The organism is Streptomyces sp. 4N124 (assembly GCF_052245395.1).
GTDB lineage: Bacteria > Actinomycetota > Actinomycetes > Streptomycetales > Streptomycetaceae > Streptomyces.
This window is the reverse complement of sequence record NZ_JBQQBS010000015.1, coordinates 136,452-155,123: the sequence shown is the minus strand read 5'-3', so window position 1 is coordinate 155,123 and position 18,672 is coordinate 136,452. Positions and strand designations below refer to the sequence as shown.

The following is an 18,672-nucleotide window of genomic DNA, read 5'->3' as shown; positions in this document are numbered from 1 at the left end:
TATGCCCCCGTGCGAGCGGAGGTGGGGGCGGGGGGCCTTGTGTTTCCGGTCAGGGTAGTTTCCACCTGGGGATTCCCGGTTTTCGCATTCCTGGTTCCCGCATTCCTGGTTCTCGTATTCCTCGGGAGGGGCGACCGCATGGCCGAGACCGTGACCAACTGGGCGGGCAACATCACGTACACCGCCAAGGAACTGCACCGCCCGCACTCGCTCGACGCGCTGCGCGCGCTCGTGGCGGGCAGCGACCGCGTACGGGTGCTGGGCAGCGGGCACTCCTTCAACGAGATCGCCGAGCCGGGCGTCGAGGGGGCGCTGGTGTCGCTGGGCGGCCTGCCCGTCGAGGTCGATGTCGACGCGGCGGCGCGCACGGTGCGGGTCGGCGGCGGGGTCCGGTACTCCGACCTGGCCCGCCACGTGTACGAGCGGGGTTTCGCGCTGCCGAACATGGCCTCCCTCCCGCACATCTCGGTGGCCGGTTCGGTGGCGACCGGTACGCACGGGTCGGGCATCCGCAACGGGTCGCTCGCCACGCCGGTGCGCGAGGTGGAGATCGTCACGGCGGACGGGTCGACCGTCGTCATCGGGCGGGACGACGAACGGTTCGGCGGGGCGGTGACCTCGCTCGGCGCGCTCGGTGTCGTCACCGCGCTCACCCTCGACCTGGAGCCGTCCTACGACGTCGAACAGCACCTGTTCACCGAACTGCCGCTGGCCGGCCTGGACTTCGACACGTTCGAGACGGTGATGGCGGCGGCCTACAGCGTGAGCCTCTTCACCGACTGGCGCGAGCCCGGCTTCCGGCAGGTGTGGCTGAAGAGGCGCACCGACCAGCCGCTGCCCGACTTCCCGTGGGCCGCACCCGCCACCGAGAAGCTGCACCCCGTGCCGGGCATGCCCGCGGTCAACTGCACCGAGCAGTTCGGTGTGCCGGGTCCGTGGCACGAGCGGCTGCCGCACTTCCGGGCCGACTTCACGCCCAGCAGCGGCGCCGAGCTGCAGTCGGAGTACCTGCTGCCACGCCCGCACGCCCTCGACATGCTGCACGCGCTCGACGCGATCCGTACGACGCTGGCGCCCGTCCTCCAGACCTGCGAGGTACGGACGGTCGCCGCGGACACGCAGTGGCTGAGCCCGGCGTACGGGCGGGACACCGTGGCCGTGCACTTCACCTGGGTCGAGGACACGGACGCGGTGCTGCCGGTGGTGCGGCGGGTGGAGGAGGCGCTGGACGGGCTCGACGCGCGGCCGCACTGGGGGAAGGTGTTCGACGCGGTCCCGTTGGACCGGTATCCGCGGCTCGGCGACTTCCGGGCGCTGGCCCAAGTACTCGACCCCAGCGGCAAATTCGCCAACGCCTTCGTGCGGGACATCCTGGCCGGCTGAACCGCGCGGGACTTTCTACACCCCCTTTCCTAACCCCTTGTCGAAAGTCTCCGCAGCCCATAGCCTTGCGCCGCGCCGGTGCCGACGTAGACCCCGGCCTGGCTGGGAAGGGATGGGCTGCTCCGGTGAAGCGCACCTCACGTGACATCCGCACCGCGAACCGCTACGAGGTGCTGCGCCAGATCATCGCCGAGTCGCCCACCTCCCGGCAGGAGCTGGCCGCCGCCACGGGACTGAGCCTGGCCACGGTCGCCACGCTCGTCGGGGAGCTGCTCGACCTCCGCATGATCACGGAGGTGGGGTTCGAGGACTCGGCGGGGGGCCGGCCCCGGGGACTCGTGGCCGTCAACGCGTCGGGGGGCGCGTTGATCGGTGTCGACATCGCGGAGACGTACGTCCATGTCGAGCTGTTCGACCTCGGGCTGAACGTGCTCGCCCGCGCGGACGAGGACATGCGCCCCGGTGAGAGCCTCCCGGAGCAGGTCGTCGCCCATGTCGCCGCGGCCGTCGGCTCGGTGGTCGCACAGGCCGGCATCGAGGGCGCGCGCGTTCTCGGCGTCGGCGTGAGCGTGCCGGGGCAGGTGGACCGCGACACCGGGATCTCCGAGTACGCGCCCAACTGGGACTGGCACGACGTGCCGCTGCTCGATCTGCTCTCCGAGGTCATCGCCTACCCCCTGTACCTGGACAACCCGCTGCGCGCCTGCGCGGTCGCCGAGCAGTGGTTCGGGGCCGCCCGCGGATACGGCAACGCCGTCGTGGTCAACCTCGGCACCGGCGTCGGCGCGGGGCTCGTGCTGGGCGGCGGGCTGCATCGGGGCGTGAGCAACAGCGCCGGGGAGTGGGGCCACACCACGCTCGTCCTCGACGGACGGCTGTGCCACTGCGGCAACCACGGCTGCGTCGAGACCTACGTCGGCGCGCCCGGAATCATGCTGAACCTGCGGGAGTTGAGCCCCCGCAGCACCCTGCTGCACCCCGAGGACCAGACCGCCACGATCGACGCGCTGGCCCGTGGTGTCGCCGCGCAGGATCCGGTGGCCCTCAAGGTGGTCCGGGACACCGCCCGTTATCTGGGCGCCGGCATCGCCGATCTCGTCAACATCCTCAATCCCGAAGTGGTCGTGCTCAGCAGCTGGGTCGCCCGCACGCTCGGCGAACCGCTGCTGCACGAAGTGCGCGAGGCCGTCGCCCGGCACGCGCTCAGGCGGCCCCTGGCCGCCACCGAGATCGTCCTCTCCCCCATCCCCACCGACCCGGTGTGCCTGGGCGCGGCGACGTTCGCGCTCGAAGGGGCGCTGCAGTCGGTGGGGCAGCGGGGCACGCCGGTGTCGAGGGCGCGAGCGCGCGGAGGCCCGAAGGGCTGAGCACGGTCGTGGCCTCGACACCGGCTGAGGTGCCCCGCAGAAAAGGAAACAGCCCGCCACAAAGCGCACCACCCCAGCAAGGAGCCGTACCGCACCACCTTCATGACGACGGAAGGGATGCACGTGACTCACCCCCGCACCACTCACCCCCGCAAGAGATCGGCCCTCCTGACAGCCGCAGCCGCACTCGCTGTCGCAGGCCCTCTCATATCCGCCCCGCCCGCGAGCGCCGCCGCCCCGGTGGCCGCGGAAGTCTCCCCCTACGCCGCCCAGACCATCGACAACATCGGTGCGTCCGGCGCCTGGTGGGTCAACGACCTGAAGAACTTCGACCCGAAGGTCCAGGCCCGGGTGGCGAAGCTGCTCTTCTCGTCGCAGGGCCTCGACCTGAGCAACTACCGCTACAACATCGGCGGTGGCGGCACGGCGGTCACCACCCCGTCCCGCGCCCCGGAGGACTTCCGCAACGACGACGGGACGTACGACTGGAGCAAGGACAAGGGCGGCCGTACGTTCCTGTCCTACGCCGCGAAGTACGGCGTCGAGAACCTCGTCGCCTTCGTGAACAGCGCGCCCGCCGAATGGAAGACCAACGGCAAGAGCTGCGGCGGCTATCTGAAGGCGGAGAACGAGCAGGACTTCGCGAAGTACATCGCCGACGTCACCGACCACTTCGCCAAGCGGGGCCAGAGGTTCGACCACATCAGCCCCTTCAACGAGCCGACGAACAGCTTCGACTCCTGCGGCCAGGAGGGCATGCTCGTCGACGTCGACCAGCGCGACGACATCGTGCGGGCGCTCGGCGCCGAGCAGGACGCACGGCGCCAGAAGACCGGCATCATCGCCGACGAGTCCACCAGCACGGTCAAGTTCAACGACGAGGTCCCCCGCTGGATCTCGCAGCCGGGCACGGCCCAGTACGTCGACAAGCTGGCCCACCACACCTACGACAACCCCAGCGACGCCAACCGCGCGAAGGTCTACGAGACCGCCAAGAACGCCGGCATCGAGTCCTGGTCCACCGAGATCTGCTGCTTCGGCAAGGGCGGCACCGGCTGGGCGCAGGAGTACGACCCGACGATCGACGGCGGTCTGAACCTCTCCCGGATCATCTACAAGGACTTCGCGACCGCGCACGACTCGGCATTCCACTGGTGGGTCGCCCTGTCGGAGATGATCGGCACCGACCCGTACGCGAAGAACGACTCCGGCTGGAACGACGGCCTGATCTACTACGACCCCGACTACGCCACGAACGGCAACCAGACCCTGTACTTCACCAAGCGCTACTACGCGCTCGGCCAGTACAGCAAGTTCGTCAAGCCGGGCTCGGTCGCGCACAACGTGACGGGAGTGCCGGACGGCGTCGAGGTGTCGACGTACGACCGCGACGGCAAGTGGGTCGTCGTCGTCAACAACCACAACGCGACCGACAGTTCGCTGAAGTTGCACTTCAACAGCAAGACGCCGGTGCGGGCTTCGCAGGCCGTACGGACGTCGGCGGACGAGAACTGGGCGAAGGTGGCGGGGCCGGCGGTGCGCGGCTCGACCGTCTCCGCCTCGCTCCCGGCCCGGTCCATCACGACGTACGTCCTCGACCAGAAGGGCCGCGGCAGTTCGGCGATCACGGGCGCGCTGCAGGGGCAGCAGTCCGGGAAGTGCCTGACGGCGGACGCCTCAGGGGCCGCGATCAACGCCTGCACCGCGGACGCGCAGGACTGGTCGTACGACGCGAAGGGCACGCTGAAGGGCGCGGGCGGCTATCTGACGGCCGGGAGTGCGGGCCTGACGACCAGTGCGGCCTTCACGGGTGACGCGGGTCAGCGCTGGCTACTCAACTCCAACGGGCAGATCGTGAACGAGGCGTCCGGGACGTGTCTGGACGTCGGCGGGCAGGCGACGGCAGACGGCAGCAAGGTGGGTCTTTGGTCCTGCAACGGCGGGACCAACCAGGCCTGGTTCCATCAGTAACCCTTCCTGACCGATGGGTTGGCGGGCCGCTGGTGCGGCGGCCCGCCACCCCGCACGTCCGGTATCCCGAACGCCACACAACGCTTCGAGCAGACTTCGTCCAACCCCTTGCCGAAGGCTTAGCCGAAGGTTAACGTCCCGCACCGCAAGCCGAATTGAGCCACCGGTTGAGCCACCGGCCACCGAGCCGTGGAGCCGCAGCCGCACTCGAGACAAGGACGTCAACATGTCGGCACTGAGCAACACCAATTGGGACCGCCGAAACGTACTGCGAGCCGCGATGGGCCTGGCGGCCGCGGGCGGCCTGGCCGCGTGCGGCGGCAACACCGGGCGCAGCAGCGGAGGCTCGGGCGACGCCCTCGTGCAGTACTTCCACGCGTACGGCGAGGCGGGTGTCGAGCAGGCGGTCAAGAAGTACGCCAAGGCCTACAAGGACGCCAACGTCACCACCCAGTGGATCACCGGCAACAACTTCGAGCAGAAGCTGTTCGCCGCGCTGCTCACCAAGAACGCGCCGGACGTCTTCGAGTTCCACCCGCAGATCCAGCTCATCAAGAGCGGTCAGGTGGCGGATCTGACCGACATCATCGAGCCGGTCAAGGACGACTTCAACGCGGCCGACATCAAGTCGCACACGGTCGACGGCAAGATATACGGCGTCCGGATGATCGACGACCCGCAGTTCTTCTTCTACCGGCCCTCGCTCTTCGAGAAGGCGAAGGTCGAGGTGCCGACCACGCTGGAGGAGCTGATCGAGGCCGCCGCCAAGCTGAAGACAAACAAGGTCAAGGGCGCCTACCTCGGCAACGACCTCACCCCGGTCCAGCACAACCTGATCTGGTCGGCCGGCGCCGACACCCTCACCGCGGACAACAAGCCCGCCTTCAACACCGACGAGGTCGCCGAGGGCCTGAAGCAGCTGCGTGGCCTGTTCACCAGCGGTGACCTGCTGCTCGACGCGCCCGCCGACTGGTGGGACCCGTCGGCCTTCACCCAGGGCCTGACGGCGATCCAGTGGTGCGGCATGTGGGCGATGCCCGCGATGATCGAGGCGCTCGGCGACGACATCGGCATCTTCCCGTTCCCGAAGGTCGGGTCCGCCGGCAAGGAGTCGGTCTACAACGGCGGCTGGTCCATGTTCGTCAACGCCAAGAGCAAGAACGTCGACGCGGCCAAGGAGTACGTGAAGTGGCTGTGGATCGACCAGAAGGAATACCAGGAGGACTTCGCCACCTCCTACGGCTTCCACATCCCGCCGCGCACCTCGCTCGCCGAGTCCGCCACCAAGCTGAAGTCCGGCCTTCCGGCCGAGGGAGTGAAGCTGTTCAACGAGTTCGGCCACTTCGACAACATCGGCTGGACCCAGGCCATGATCGCCGCGGTCAACGACGTGATGGCGAACTCCGTCCGCAAGGACAGTGACCCCAAGGCCCAGCTCGCCGCCGCTGAGAAAAAGATCAACACCGAACTCAAGAAGCTCTTCGGTTAGGCCGCCGGACGGATCTCGACATGTCGACCACCACCACACCCGGGGTCGCCAAGAACCCCGCCCCGGCCAAGGTCTCCAAGGCCCGGCCGCGGCGGGGCCTCAGGGCGAACAGCACCTTCAACTTCTGGCTCTTCACCGGCCCGTTCCTGATCGGCCTGGTGATCTTCGTCTTCGTGCCCATCGGCTGGAGCCTGTATCTCAGCTTCTTCGAGGCACGGTTCACGGTCACGCCGAGCGAGTTCGTCGGCCTGGAGAACTACAAGCAGATCCTGTCGGACACGGACTTCAGGAACTCGCTCGTCACCTTCACCGTCTTCGCGGCGTTCATCGTGCCCACCACCTGGGCGCTGTCGCTCGGGCTGGCGCTCATGGTGAACCGGCTGCGGTTCATGCAGGCGTTCTTCCGGTCGGTGTTCTTCCTGCCGACCGCGGTCAGCTACGCGGCTGCCGCGCTGATCTGGAAGATGTCCATCTTCAACGGCGTCCGCTTCGGCATGGCCAACACGTTCCTCGGCTGGTTCGGGATCGAGAACATCGCCTGGCTGGGCAATCCCGATCCGCCCTGGTACTGGCTGGTCATCGTGACCGTCCGGCTGTGGCTGCAGTCCGGTTTCTACATGATCCTCTTCCTGGCGGCGCTGCAGAACATCCCCAGGGAGCTGTACGAGGCCGCCGCCATCGACGGCGCCAAGACGGGCTGGCAGACCTTCCGCTACATCACACTGCCCCAGCTGCGGGCGACGTCCACCGCGGTGATCCTGCTGCTGCTCATCGCCGCCTACCAGGCCTTCGACGAATTCTTCATCCTGCTCGGCAAGGCCACCTGGGGCATGCCGCCACTGGTCGAGCTGTACAAGATGGCCCTGGGCGAGAACCAGAACTACGGCGCGGGCAGCGCGGGTGCGCTGGTCCTGACCGCCCTCATCTGCCTCGTGACCCTGTTCCAGGGCAAGATCATGGGCTTCGGAAGGGGTGACGAGTCCCAGTGACCACCACAGCACCCGACGTCAGGAAGCCGGCGAAGGCCAAGCGCCGCGGCGGCGTCATGAGCAACACCGGTCTGTACATCGCGACCTGCGTGGCCGCCGCCCTCTTCCTCATCCCGTTCTATCTGATCGTCCGCAACGCCTTCATGACGGACCCGGAGATCACGGGCGAGGAGTGGAAGTGGTTCCCCACCGACATCCAGTGGGGCAACGTCACCGAGCCGTTCGACGACGTCACGGTCGACTTCGCCCGGTCGATGTGGAACTCGCTGGTCGTAGCCGTCCTGCACACCACGGGCATCCTCCTCATCTGCTCGCTGGCCGGATACGGCCTCGCCCGCATCCCGTACAAGCACGCCAACAAGGTCTTCTACGCCGTACTGGCCACCCTGATGGTGCCCACAGCGGTGACCTTCGTGCCGAGCTTCGTGCTCGTCTCGTCGCTCGGCTGGGTGGACAGCTACCGCGGACTGATCATTCCGGGCCTCTTCAGTGGTTTCACCTGCTTCCTGTTCCGGCAGTACTTCTTGGGGTTCCCGAAGGAGCTGGAGGAGGCGGCGCGTGTGGACGGGCTCGGCTACTGGGGCGCGTACTGGCGTGTCGTCGTGCCCAACTCGCTGAACTTCTTCGCGGCGATCGCGACGATCACCTTCATCGCGGGCTGGAACGCCTTCCTGTGGCCCCTGGTCATCGGCCAGGACCCCAGCGCGTGGACGGTGCAGGTCGCCCTCTCGTCGTACGCGACCAACCAGACCGTCAACTACCACCTGATCTTCATGGCCACGGCCATTTCCATCCTGCCCCTGGTGTTCGTGTTCCTCTTCCTCCAGCGCTGGCTGGTCCAGGGGATCGCCCAGACCGGCATCAAGGGCTGACGCCCTCTTCTGAAGACCTGGAGACCGATGTCTTTCCGCACCACCACGGCCATCGATTACGTCGAGGACGTCTCGCCGGGCAGCGGGGCCCTGCCGCCCCGCGCCTGGTACGCGTCCTCCGACGCCAAGTCGCTCTCCCTCAACGGCAGCTGGCGCTTCCGCCTGGCCGCGACGGCGGACGCCGAGGACGACTCCTTCGCGGAGGAGGGGTACGACACCGGGGACTGGGCCGAGGTCACGGTCCCCGGGCACTGGGTCCTCCAGGGCGACGGGGCGTTCGGTTCGCCCATCTATACGAACCACCTGTACCCCTTCCCGGTGGACCCGCCGCACGTCCCGACCGAGAACCCGACCGGCGACCACATCCGCGTCTTCGACCTGCCGGCGGACTGGCCCGGCGACGGCGGCGCCGTCCTGCGTTTCGACGGTGTCGAGTCCTGCGCCCGCGTCTGGCTGAACGGCACGGAACTGGGCGAGTTCAAGGGCTCCCGGCTGCCGCACGAGTTCGCGGCCGGGCCGCTGCTGAAGCCGACGGGCAACGTGCTCGCCGTCCGGGTGCACCAGTGGTCCGCCGGGTCGTACCTGGAGGACCAGGACCAGTGGTGGCTGCCCGGCATCTTCCGCGATGTCACCCTGCTGCACCGCCCGGCGGGCAGCGCGGGCGACTTCTTCGTGCAGGCCTCCTACGACCACACCACGGGCGAGGGCACCCTGCGCGTCGACTCCGACGTCGAGGGGCGGGTGTCCGTGCCCGCGCTGGACATCGATGTCGCGACCGGCGAGTCCGTGACCGTCCCCGTCGAGCCGTGGTCGGCCGAGACGCCCAAGCTGTACGACGGTGAGCTGGTCACGGCGGGCGAGCGCGTGCCGCTGCGCATCGGATTCCGTACGGTCGTCCTCGAAGACGGCCTGATCAAGGTCAACGGCAAGGCGATCCTGTTCAAGGGCGTCAACCGGCACGAGTGGCACCCCGAGCAGGGCCGCGCCCTCGACCTGGAGACCATGCGCGAGGACGTGCTGCTGATGAAGCGGCACAACCTCAACGCGGTGCGCACCTCGCACTACCCGCCGCACCCGGCCTTCCTGGACCTGTGCGACGAGTACGGCCTGTGGGTCATCGACGAGTGCGACCTCGAAACGCACGGTTTCACCGAGCAGGCCTGGCGTGACAACCCGGTCGACGACGACCGCTGGACGCCGGCCCTGCTCGACCGCGCCGCCCGTATGGTCGAACGCGACAAGAACCACCCGTCGGTCGTCATCTGGTCCCTCGGCAACGAGGCCGGCACCGGCCGCGGGCTGACCGCGATGGCCGAGTGGATCCACGCGCGGGACGACTCGCGGCTCGTGCACTACGAGGGCGACATCGACTGCCGTGACACCGACATGTACTCGCGGATGTACGCGGCCCATGACGAGGTCGAGCGGATCGGCGCGGGGCTGGACGGCGGCACCCACAAGAGGCGTGAACTGCCGTTCATCCTCTGCGAGTACGGCCACGCCATGGGCAACGGCCCCGGCGGCATCGCCGACTACCAGCGGATCTTCGAGTCGTACGACCGGCTCCAGGGCGGCTTCATCTGGGAGTGGATCGACCACGGCATCACCCACCCGGAGCTGGGCTTCGCCTACGGCGGCGACTTCGGCGAGGAGCTGCACGACGGGAACTTCGTCTGCGACGGGCTGATCTTCCCGGACCGGCGGCCGTCGCCGGGACTCGTCGAGTACAAGAAGGTGATCGAGCCCGTCCGCATCGAGGGCGACGGCGCGGACGGCACCGTACGGGTGACGAACGCGTACGACTTCGCCGATCTGTCGGCGCTGACCTTCGAGTGGTCGTACCAGGTGGACGGCGAGACGGTCGAGGCCGGGACGCTGAACGTGCCGGCGCTCGCGCCCGGCGAGTCGGCCGAGGCGAAGCTGCCGCAGCCGGACCGGCCGGGCGGAGAGGCGCAGTGGACGGTGCGGGCGCTGCTGGCGGAGGAGACCGCCTGGGCCCCGAAGGGCCACGTGGTGGCGTGGGCCCAACTCCCGGTGACCGAGCGGGTGAAGCCCTCCATCACGGCGAGCGAGGGCCCCACCGTGAGCGAGGGGACCGTCCATCTCGGTCCCGCCTCCTTCGACGCCCGCACCGGCGCGCTGCGGACCATCGGCGGCGTCGATGTGACCGGTCTGCGCCTCGACGTGTGGCGGGCGCCCACGGACAACGACGACGGCGCGCCCTGGCAGTCGGACGTCCGGTTCGGTCTGCTGTGGCGCAAGTACGGGCTGCACCGGATGCAACACCGGCTGGCCGGTGTGGAGTCGGCGGACGACTGCCTGACCGTACGGACCCGGGTGGCGCCCGCCGCCTGGGAGGTGGGCCTGGACACCGTGTACCGCTGGACCTCCGACGGGACCCGGCTGAAGCTCACCGTCTCCGTGCGTCCCGAGGGCGACTGGACCGTGCCGCTGCCGAGGCTGGGCATCCGGTTCGGGCTGGCGTCTGCGGACGCGGTGCGGTGGTTCGGCGGAGGTCCCGGTGAGGCCTATCCGGACACCAAGTCGGCGTCGATGCTGGGGCGTTGGAGCTCGACCGTGGACGAGCTGCAGACGCCGTACGTGCGTCCGCAGGAGAACGGTGCCCGGGCCGACGTCCGCTGGGCGGAGCTCGGCGGGCTGCGGATCGAGGGTGACCCGGAGTTCTGGTTCAGCGCGCGCCGCTGGACGAACGAGCAGCTGGACGCGGCCCAGCACCTCACCGATCTCACGCCCGGCGACACGGTGTGGGTCAACCTCGACCACGGGCAGCACGGCATCGGCTCCCAGTCGTGCGGACCCGGCCCGCTGCCGCAGTACTTCCTGCGGGCCGAGCCGGCCGAGTTCTCGTTCGTGTTCTCGGTGGCCGACCAGTCCGATTCCCGGTGACCGGTGATCGGTGATCGATTAGTCCAATCAGTCGATCAATAAATCCATTGCCCGATTGATCGACATTCTGCGACGGTCGTGATGCGCCCGCGGCCGGTCGGCCCTCCAAGCCGACCGGCCGCAACTCATGTTTGAGGCAAGGGAGTTCACGAACTTGAGCGGAAGCATCGAGGTCCGCGGCCTGTCCCGCACCTTCCACACCACCGTCCGCCGCCCGGGCTTCACCGGCGCGCTGCGGTCCCTGGTCGACCCGCAGCGGGTCGCCAAGCACGCCGTCCAGGACATCACCTTCGACGTGGCGCCCGGCGAACTCCTCGCCCTGCTCGGCCCGAACGGCGCCGGCAAGTCCACCACCATCAAGATGCTCACCGGCATCCTCACCCCGACGTCCGGCGAGTGCCGGGTCACGGGCGTGGTGCCGTACAAGGAGCGGGAGCGCAACGCCCGGAACATCGGCGCGGTGTTCGGGCAGCGCACCCAGCTGTGGTGGGACCTGCCGGTGCGTGAGTCGTTCTCGATCCTGCGGGACATCTACGAGGTGCCCAGAGCCGAACACGCCACCCGGCTCGGCGAGTTCGACGAGCTGCTGGACCTCTCCTCCTTCTGGGACACCCGGGTGCGCCACCTCTCGCTCGGCCAGCGTGTGCGCTCCGACCTCGCTGCGGCCCTGCTGCACGACCCGCCGGTCGTCTTCCTCGACGAGCCGACCATCGGCATGGACGTGGTGGTCAAGGAGCAGGTGCGGGAGTTCCTCCGGCACCAGGTGGAACAGCGCGGCCGTACGGTCCTGTTGACCACGCACGACATGACAGAGGTCGAGCGGCTCGCCGAGCGGGTCGTCCTGATCAACCACGGCCGGCTCGTCCTGGACGGCGGCCTCGACGAGATCCGCCGCAAGTTCGGCTCGACCTGGCAGGTGCGGGCGACCCTCGCCGACGCGCACACCGACGTCGTACCGCTGCCGGGCATCGCGCTGCTGCGGCAGAACGGCCCGCAGGTCGTCTTCGGGCCGGACGGACCCGACGCGCCCACGGTGCACCAGGCGTTGAAGACCGTCATCGAGCGGTACGAGGTGACGGGCGTCGCCATCGACGAGGCAGACCTGGAAGACGTGATGCGGGCCGCGTACGTCCACGCCGAGGTGGTCTGACGTGGCCGTTCTGCACGCCTGGCGCGCCGCCCGCGTCACCCCCCTCGGTGAACTGCACACCCCGCCCCGGATGACGGCCGTGCTGATCCGGCTGGCCGTGCAGGTGGTGCTGGTGGCGTCGCTGTGGCACGGCCTGTACTCCCACACCGGGACCACCGCCGGACTGGACGAGAGCCAGGCGGTCACCTATGCCGTGCTGGCCGTACTCGCCTCCCGGCTGCGGGAGTTGGACCAGTACGCGGGCCGGGACACCGTGCTGCAGCACATGCACTTCGGCACCATCGTCTACTGGTATCTGCGCCCGATGCCGCCCCAGCGGTACTACGCCCTGCGTGCCCTCGGTGAGCAGTTGTACGGGCTGGCGTGGGCGCTGGGCGGATTCGCGGTCTGCCTCGCGTTCGGGGTGGTCGAACCGCCCCGGTCCGCCGCGGTGGCGGGAGTGTTCGCGGTCAGTCTGCTGCTCGGCCAGTGGGTGCTGTACTACGTGATGCTCGTCCTGGACCAGATGTGCTTCTTCACCATCCGCAACAACTCCGCGATGCTGATCCTGATCTTCGTGCAGAACCTGCTGTCCGGGGTCTACGCGCCGCTGTGGTTCTTCCCGGACTGGTTCCTCACGCTGAGCGGTTTCCTGCCGTTCCAGGCGACGCTGAGCGTGCCGCTGTCGATCTACATCGGCCGTATCCAACTGGCCGACGCGGGCGTCCAGTTGGCCATTCAGGCGGCCTGGGTCGTCGTGCTGGCGCTGTTCACCCGGTGGGTGTGGCGGCAGGCCGCGGCGCGCGTGATCTCGCAGGGAGGCTGAGATGTCGTTGAAGGCTCTGCGCATCGTGTGGCGGATCTCGCTGCTCAACATCCGTGCCGCGATGGAGTACCGCACCGAGTTCCTGCTGAACGTCGCGGCCGGCGCGATCTGGCAGGTGTCGGTGATCGTGTTCGCGACGGTGCTGCTGGCGCGGTTCACCGGGATGGGCGGCTGGGACAGCTCGGACGTGCTGCTGATCCCGGCGATCCGGATGCTCGCCCACGGGCTGTTCGTCCTGGTGCTGGGGCGGCTGCACTTCATCGGCCGACAGATCCAGGAAGGCATGATCGACGTCTATCTGACCCGCCCCATGCCGGTGTACCGCCAGGTCCAGCTCGCCTACTTCCCGACCAACGCGATCGGCGACCTGACCGTGGCGGCGGGCCTGATGGTGGGCGCGCTCAGTCGCAGTCACCTGGACTGGACGGCGGGCCGGATCTCGTACCTGATCGCGGCGGTCCTCGGCGGCATGCTCCTGGAGGCGGCCCTGTTCGCGGTCGTGGCCTGCGCCGCGCTGCGCTTCCCGGCCGCCGACTACTGGAGCCGCTGGCTGGAGGAACTCCTCGGCACCTTCGGCAGCTACCCCCTGAACGTGCTGCCGAAGGCGGTGGGCGGCTTCCTGACGTACGGCCTCCCGCTCGCGTTCGTCGCCTACTTCCCGGCCGCCGTCCTCACCGGCCACGGCCACAGCACCGGCGTCCCGTACTGGCTGGCGGCGGCCTCCCCGCTGCTGGGCGTGCTGGCCTATCTCGCGGCCCGCCTGCTGTGGCGGTGGAGCCTGCGGCACTACGCGGGCGTGAACGGATGACCGACGCCGCCGGCCGCTGGTCAACCGGCCCGGTACGCCCGTAGGAACGCCGCCACACCGCGCGTGACCATGCGATCGACCTCCCCCTTCGGGAGGGGCCGCACGCCGTAGTGGGACTGCTGGACGACGGAGTGCGAGATCAGGGCCAGGAAGTGGACGCCCGCCATGGGCGCGTCGCCGTGCAGATCGAGCAGTCCGGCCTCCTCCAGGCTCGTCATCGCATCGGCCATCCCCCGCTGGACCCGGGCCGGTCCGGCGTCCTGCCACGCCTGGAGCACCTCGGGCGGCACATGGTCGGCCTCGGCGTGGATATGGCGGACCAGCGCGAAGTGGTCGGGGAACTCGGTCATGAGGGCGACGAAGGCCCGCGCCAGGGCGACCAGATCGCCCTCCAGGTCCTCCGGGCGGGGTGGCCGCTCGGGGTCCAACAGCGCTTGCATCCGGGCGAGTTGGGCGTCCCGTACGTCGGTCGTCGTCCAGGTGACGACCGTACGGAACAGTTCGGCCTTGCCGCCCGGGAAGTGGTTGTAGAGCGTGCGGGTGGAGACGCCGGCCTCGGCGGCGAGCGTGTCGACCGAGGCGCGCGCATAGCCCTCGCGGCCGAAGACCTTGCAGGACGCGCTCGCGATGGCCATCTGCTTCTCCAGCTTGCGCGGTGACACCTCGCGCCGCGCCTGCTCCACCCGAGCCTCGTTGCTCCTGCCCACACTCGCCTCCTCACGACCCCTCAAGTACAACGCCCATTGTATTTCTTACAACGATCGTTGTACTTTTCTCGTACGGGCGCAGCCGCACCGCGGCGCCCGACCCACTGACGAGGGGATACTTCCATGCCTGCCACCGAGACCACGCCCACCGCCGCCGGGACCACCACGGACGCGCCGCTGCGCCTCGCCGTCATCGTCGGCAGCGTCCGCGAGGGCCGCCGGGGTCCCGCCGTCGCCGACTGGTTCCGGACGACCGCCGAGAGTTACGACGGGCTCGAACTGGACGTCATCGACCTCGCGGACGTGCCGCTGCCGCTGGTCATGCCCGACTGGGGCGGCACCCCGAGCGAGGAGGCCGTCGCCGCGCTGGCGGACGTCACCCCGCGCATCACCGCCGCCGATGCCTTCGTCGTCGTCACCGCCGAGTACAACCACAGCTTCCCGGCCGCGCTGAAGAACTTCATCGACTGGCACTACGAGCAGTGGCGCGCGAAGCCCGTCGGCTTCGTCTCCTACGGCGGACTGGGCGGCGGCCTGCGCGCGGTCGAGCAACTCCGGCTGGTCTTCGCCGAGTTGCACGCGGTGACGGTGCGCGACTCGGTCAGCCTGCACTGGCCGTGGTCGGGCCTCGCGGAGGACGGCACCCCGCTCGACGCGGCCGTCTGCGAGGGCGCGGCCAAGGGCATGATCGGTCAACTCGACTGGTGGGGGCGGGTGTTGCGGGAGGCGCGCGCGACCCGCCCGTACGAGGGCTGAGGGCGGCCGGAAGATGTCCACCACCGGGACGCCACAGGCTCCGACGGAGCCGGCCCCCGCCTCCGCCGCACTGCACCGCACGATCGCCGTCGTGATCACCGGCGCCGTGATGACAGTGCTCGACATGACCATCGTGAACGTCGCGCTGCGCAGACTCTCCGCGGAGTTCCACGCCCCGCTGGAGACGATCCAGTGGACCGCCACCGCGTACTCCCTCGCACTCGCCGCGGTCATCCCGACCGCGGCCTGGGCGATGGGCCGCTTCGGCGCCAAACGCACCTATCTCACCGCGCTCACCCTGTTCACGCTCGGCTCGCTGCTGGCCGCGTGCGCCTGGGACGCGGGCAGTCTGATCGCGTTCCGGGCCGTGCAGGGCCTCGGCGGCGGGCTGATCATGCCGGTCGGCATGGCGATGGTGATGCGCATCGCCGAACGTGAACGGATGGGACGGGCCATGGCGTTGCTCGGACTGCCCATCCTGGTCGGCCCGGTCGCCGGGCCGGTGCTCGGCGGCTGGCTGATCGACATCGCGTCCTGGCAGTGGATCTTCCTCGTGAATCTGCCCGTGGGCGCGATCGCGTTGGCCCTCGCGGCGAAGCTGCTACGACCGGACGCGCCCCGCGGCCCGGCCCCCGCGCCACGGCTCGACGTCCCGGGCCTGCTGATGCTCTCGCCGGGCCTGGCGCTGCTGCTGTTCGGGCTGGCCCGGGGCGGCGAGCGCGGCGACTTCACGGCGGCGGGCGCACTGCTGCCCACGGTCGCCGGCGCGGTGCTCGTCGCCACCTTCGTCCGGCGGGCGCTCACGACCCATGACCCGCTGCTGGATCTCCGGCTGCTGCGGGACCGTACCTTCGCCGTCGGCATCGGCACGCTCGCGCTGTTCACCTGCGGCTACTTCGGGGCGATGCTGCTGGCGCCGATGTACTGGCAGCAGGTGCGGGACACGAGCGCGACCGCGGCCGGGCTGCTCGGCGCACCGGTCGGGCTCGCCGTCGGCGTGACGATGCAGCTGGCCGCCCGTCGCATCGACAAGGTGTCCCCCCGCCGGCTGATCCCGGCCGGGACCGCGGTGGGCGCGCTCGGCATGGCGCTGCTGGCGCTCCAGACGGGCGTCGACGGAGTGGCGGCCTGGCGGGTCGTGGCGGCGTCGGTGGTGATGGGCATCGGCGCGGGCATGGTGCTGCTGCCGACGATGACGACCGCGACCCGTGAGCTGCCGAAGGACCGCATGGCCGCGGCGAGTACGACACTGAGCATCAACTCGCAGGTGTGGGCATCGGTGGGCACGGCGCTGATCTCGGTGGTCCTGGGATCGGCGGGCACGGACCCGTCGGGCTTCCGCATCACGTTCGCGGTGGCGGCGACTCTGCTGGGACTCGCGCTGCTGCCTGCCTTGCTCTTGCCGGGCGGACGGCCGGAGCGGGCGTGAAGGTCAACCCTTGCCCGACCGCCGTATCGGCGTGAACAGGGCGGCGACCGCGATCAGTACGCAGCAGCCGCCCGCGACGAGCGCGACGGGCGCCGTGCCTTGGCGTTCCGCGGCCCAGGTGAGGACAGCGGCGCCGACCGGGGCCGCCGAGTACTGGACGGTCCAGAAGGCAGAGGTGACCCGGCCCAGCAGGGGCTCCGGGGTCACCTCCTGGCGCAGGGACATCGAGCAGGTGCCCGCGACGGCGACACACGCGAGGAAGGCCGCGGCGAGGACGGCCACGACGGGGACGTCCTGCGCCCGGCCGAGCCCGGCGAAGGCGAGTCCGCACACCGCGACCGCGCCCATCCAGGTCGGCCCGAAGCCGAGCCGCCGGCGAATCCGGGCCACGAGCAGGGAACCCGCGATGGTACCGAGGGCGCCGCCCGCCATCACGGTGCCCACCGTGCCGTCGTCATGGCCGAGATCGTGCTTGAGGTGGTAGATGACCAGGTCGTTCAGGCCGAGGGTGAAGAAGCTGAAGAGGCACAGCAGGACGGTGAGCGACCGCAGCACGGGATGGCCGTGGAGGAAGGCGATCCCGGCACGCAGGTCCTGCCACAGCCCGGTGCGCTGACCCGGCCGGTCGTCACCCGGGCGCGCCCGGAACCGTACGACGACCAGACAGGCCGCCGACACCCCGAAGCTGGCCGCGTCCACGCCGACGGCGGTGGCGGGCCCGGACCAGGCGGCGACGAGGCCCGCGCACAGCGGTCCCAGAACCCCGGCCGCGGCGGCGGTCGCGTTCAACCGGCCGTTGGCCTCGGTGAGTTGCTCGGTGCCGACCAGGCTGCGCACGACGGTGACATAGCCGACGGCGAACAGCATCCCGACTGCCTCGCACAGCGGCAGCACCACATACAACAGCCAGATCTGCGGTCCGAAGAGCCACACCACCGGAATCACCCCGTACAGCACCATCCGTACGAGATCGCAGCCGATCAGCAGCTTGCGCCGGTCGACCCGGTCCACCACGGCCCCGGCGAACACCGCCGCCACGACCGACGCCGCCCCGCCCACCGCCGTCAGCAGACCCATCGCGGCGAGCGAACCGGTGGCCTGGAGAACCAGCAACGGCAGCGCGATCAGCGCGAAGGAATCACCGAGGACGGAGAGAGTCTGCGCGGCCCAGAAGACCCCGAAGTCCCGGCTGCGCCACAGCGGACGGCCACCGGCATCCGCCAACTCCCGCTTACGGCCGCCTCGTTCGCCCTTGCGCCGCGCGTCGTACGTCAAGCCGGCCCTCCCCCTGAGACTCCGGCAACTTTACGACGTACCGCTACGGGCGTTCAGGCGCCGACCAGTTCGGCCCACTGGTCGGCGAGGGCGGGGGCGGGCTGGGGGACGGGGCCGAGGCCTCCGTCGTGCGGGGCGTCGAGTTCGTCGACGACATCCTTGACCGCGCGTTCGGAGACGGCGGGAGACCGGGCGGGCAGGGTGTAGCGGACGCCGGAGCGGCCGGTTGCCGTGTCGGCGTGGTGCGGGACGGGCGTGTAGCCGTACCAGTCAAGGGTGTTGAGGCGGTGGATCTGGTCGGCCCAGTGCTGGGCGTCGCGCATGTCGCCGTGGCGCAGATGGAGCAGATACAGACACAGCGCGGCGGTGACGCTGCCCGCGCCGGCGGCGTACTGCCACCAGAACCGGGCGCCCTCCTCCTCGTCGGCGAGGTAGAGCAGACAGGCGAAGGGCAGGGCGCCGTCGGGGTCACGGGCGGTGTCGAAGAGGGTGATGCGGCGGGCGGCGCCGTCGTGGTGGACGGTGCCGCGGCACAGTATGCGCAGGTCGTGCGCCGACCGTTCGTGCAGTGCGGCGGGGGGCTGGTGGCCCCGGCAGCCGTGTGGTCCGACGGGGTGGAAGAACCGCACCCAGCGCAGTTCGTGCAGGTCGCGCGCGAGCTGGTGCCGCGCGTCCGCCAGGTCGGCCTGGGTGTACTCGCCTCGGAAGACGCGGGAACGGCGCAAGGCCTCCTCGATACTGCGCGGGGTGCGGTTCACGGGTGG

At 69.8% G+C, this 18,672-nt stretch carries 15 protein-coding genes; 12 read left to right on the top strand and 3 right to left on the bottom strand.

What is annotated here, in order from left to right:
• Nucleotides 1-138: 138 nt before the first annotated feature.
• The 10 genes from ACTWQO_RS17965 (at nt 139) to ACTWQO_RS17920 (ending at nt 13,741) form a co-directional block, all read left to right on the top strand.
• Entirely contained in the window at nt 139-1,383 is a 1,245-nt protein-coding gene (locus tag ACTWQO_RS17965) for an FAD-binding protein (RefSeq protein ID WP_443238339.1), read from the top strand.
• A gap of 125 nt (nt 1,384-1,508) precedes the next feature.
• The gene (locus ACTWQO_RS17960; RefSeq protein ID WP_443238338.1) at nt 1,509-2,750 is read left to right on the top strand and encodes an ROK family transcriptional regulator; all 1,242 of its coding nucleotides are present in this window, start codon (nt 1,509-1,511) and stop codon (nt 2,748-2,750) included.
• A 117-nt stretch (nt 2,751-2,867) separates the two neighbouring features.
• The gene (locus tag ACTWQO_RS17955; protein ID WP_443238337.1) at nt 2,868-4,721 is read left to right on the top strand and encodes a glycoside hydrolase; all 1,854 of its coding nucleotides are present in this window, start codon (nt 2,868-2,870) and stop codon (nt 4,719-4,721) included.
• 226 nt (nt 4,722-4,947) lie between these two features.
• Nucleotides 4,948-6,210, top strand: a complete 1,263-nt coding sequence (locus tag ACTWQO_RS17950; protein WP_443238336.1) for an ABC transporter substrate-binding protein — start codon at nt 4,948-4,950, stop codon at nt 6,208-6,210.
• Between the two features lie 20 nt (nt 6,211-6,230).
• Nucleotides 6,231-7,199: a carbohydrate ABC transporter permease gene (locus tag ACTWQO_RS17945; protein ID WP_443238335.1), complete on the top strand. Its 969-nt coding sequence runs from the start codon at nt 6,231-6,233 to the stop codon at nt 7,197-7,199.
• On the top strand, nt 7,196-8,071 hold the full coding sequence (locus ACTWQO_RS17940) for a carbohydrate ABC transporter permease (RefSeq protein ID WP_443238334.1): 876 nt from the start codon (nt 7,196-7,198) through the stop codon (nt 8,069-8,071). The genes ACTWQO_RS17945 and ACTWQO_RS17940 overlap by 4 nt, the downstream gene beginning before the upstream one ends.
• A gap of 27 nt (nt 8,072-8,098) precedes the next feature.
• Nucleotides 8,099-10,978: a glycoside hydrolase family 2 TIM barrel-domain containing protein gene (locus ACTWQO_RS17935; protein WP_443238333.1), complete on the top strand. Its 2,880-nt coding sequence runs from the start codon at nt 8,099-8,101 to the stop codon at nt 10,976-10,978.
• Nucleotides 10,979-11,132: 154 nt separating this feature from the next.
• On the top strand, nt 11,133-12,128 hold the full coding sequence (locus tag ACTWQO_RS17930) for an ABC transporter ATP-binding protein (RefSeq protein WP_443238332.1): 996 nt from the start codon (nt 11,133-11,135) through the stop codon (nt 12,126-12,128).
• 1 nt (nt 12,129) lies between these two features.
• Complete coding sequence (locus ACTWQO_RS17925; RefSeq protein WP_443238331.1) at nt 12,130-12,933, top strand: ABC transporter permease; 804 nt, start codon at nt 12,130-12,132, stop codon at nt 12,931-12,933.
• 1 nt (nt 12,934) lies between these two features.
• Nucleotides 12,935-13,741, top strand: a complete 807-nt coding sequence (locus tag ACTWQO_RS17920; RefSeq protein WP_443238330.1) for an ABC transporter permease — start codon at nt 12,935-12,937, stop codon at nt 13,739-13,741.
• Nucleotides 13,742-13,761: 20 nt separating this feature from the next.
• Here the strand turns inward: ACTWQO_RS17920 and ACTWQO_RS17915 are convergent, their stop codons facing one another.
• Nucleotides 13,762-14,448 carry a TetR/AcrR family transcriptional regulator gene (locus ACTWQO_RS17915; RefSeq protein WP_443238329.1) on the bottom strand — a complete coding sequence of 229 codons (687 nt, stop codon included), beginning with the start codon at nt 14,446-14,448 and terminating at the stop codon, nt 13,762-13,764.
• Nucleotides 14,449-14,571: 123 nt separating this feature from the next.
• On the opposite strand from ACTWQO_RS17915, the gene ACTWQO_RS17910 reads away from it, so the two are divergent.
• Together ACTWQO_RS17910 and ACTWQO_RS17905 are read left to right on the top strand one after the other, a co-directional pair.
• Nucleotides 14,572-15,204, top strand: coding sequence for an NADPH-dependent FMN reductase (locus ACTWQO_RS17910; protein WP_443238328.1), 633 nt, complete (start codon nt 14,572-14,574; stop codon nt 15,202-15,204).
• A 13-nt stretch (nt 15,205-15,217) separates the two neighbouring features.
• Nucleotides 15,218-16,633, top strand: coding sequence for a DHA2 family efflux MFS transporter permease subunit (locus ACTWQO_RS17905; protein ID WP_443238327.1), 1,416 nt, complete (start codon nt 15,218-15,220; stop codon nt 16,631-16,633).
• Nucleotides 16,634-16,636: 3 nt separating this feature from the next.
• Here ACTWQO_RS17905 and ACTWQO_RS17900 read toward each other — a convergent pair whose 3' ends face one another.
• Together ACTWQO_RS17900 and ACTWQO_RS17895 are read right to left on the bottom strand one after the other, a co-directional pair.
• The gene (locus ACTWQO_RS17900; RefSeq protein ID WP_443238326.1) at nt 16,637-17,908 is read right to left on the bottom strand and encodes an MFS transporter; all 1,272 of its coding nucleotides are present in this window, start codon (nt 17,906-17,908) and stop codon (nt 16,637-16,639) included.
• 53 nt (nt 17,909-17,961) lie between these two features.
• Entirely contained in the window at nt 17,962-18,666 is a 705-nt protein-coding gene (locus ACTWQO_RS17895) for a hypothetical protein (protein ID WP_443238325.1), read from the bottom strand.
• Nucleotides 18,667-18,672 lie beyond the last annotated feature (6 nt).

What these genes read in the sequence shown, in the direction of transcription:
- ACTWQO_RS17965 (WP_443238339.1), top strand. Translation starts at nt 139, where the DNA reads ATGGCCGAGACCGTGACCAACTGGGCGGGCAACATCACGTACACCGCC.
- ACTWQO_RS17955 (WP_443238337.1), top strand. Translation starts at nt 2,868, where the DNA reads ATGCACGTGACTCACCCCCGCACCACTCACCCCCGCAAGAGATCGGCC.
- ACTWQO_RS17950 (WP_443238336.1), top strand. Translation starts at nt 4,948, where the DNA reads ATGTCGGCACTGAGCAACACCAATTGGGACCGCCGAAACGTACTGCGA.
- ACTWQO_RS17945 (WP_443238335.1), top strand. Translation starts at nt 6,231, where the DNA reads ATGTCGACCACCACCACACCCGGGGTCGCCAAGAACCCCGCCCCGGCC.
- ACTWQO_RS17935 (WP_443238333.1), top strand. Translation starts at nt 8,099, where the DNA reads ATGTCTTTCCGCACCACCACGGCCATCGATTACGTCGAGGACGTCTCG.
- ACTWQO_RS17920 (WP_443238330.1), top strand. Translation starts at nt 12,935, where the DNA reads ATGTCGTTGAAGGCTCTGCGCATCGTGTGGCGGATCTCGCTGCTCAAC.
- ACTWQO_RS17910 (WP_443238328.1), top strand. Translation starts at nt 14,572, where the DNA reads ATGCCTGCCACCGAGACCACGCCCACCGCCGCCGGGACCACCACGGAC.
- ACTWQO_RS17905 (WP_443238327.1), top strand. Translation starts at nt 15,218, where the DNA reads ATGTCCACCACCGGGACGCCACAGGCTCCGACGGAGCCGGCCCCCGCC.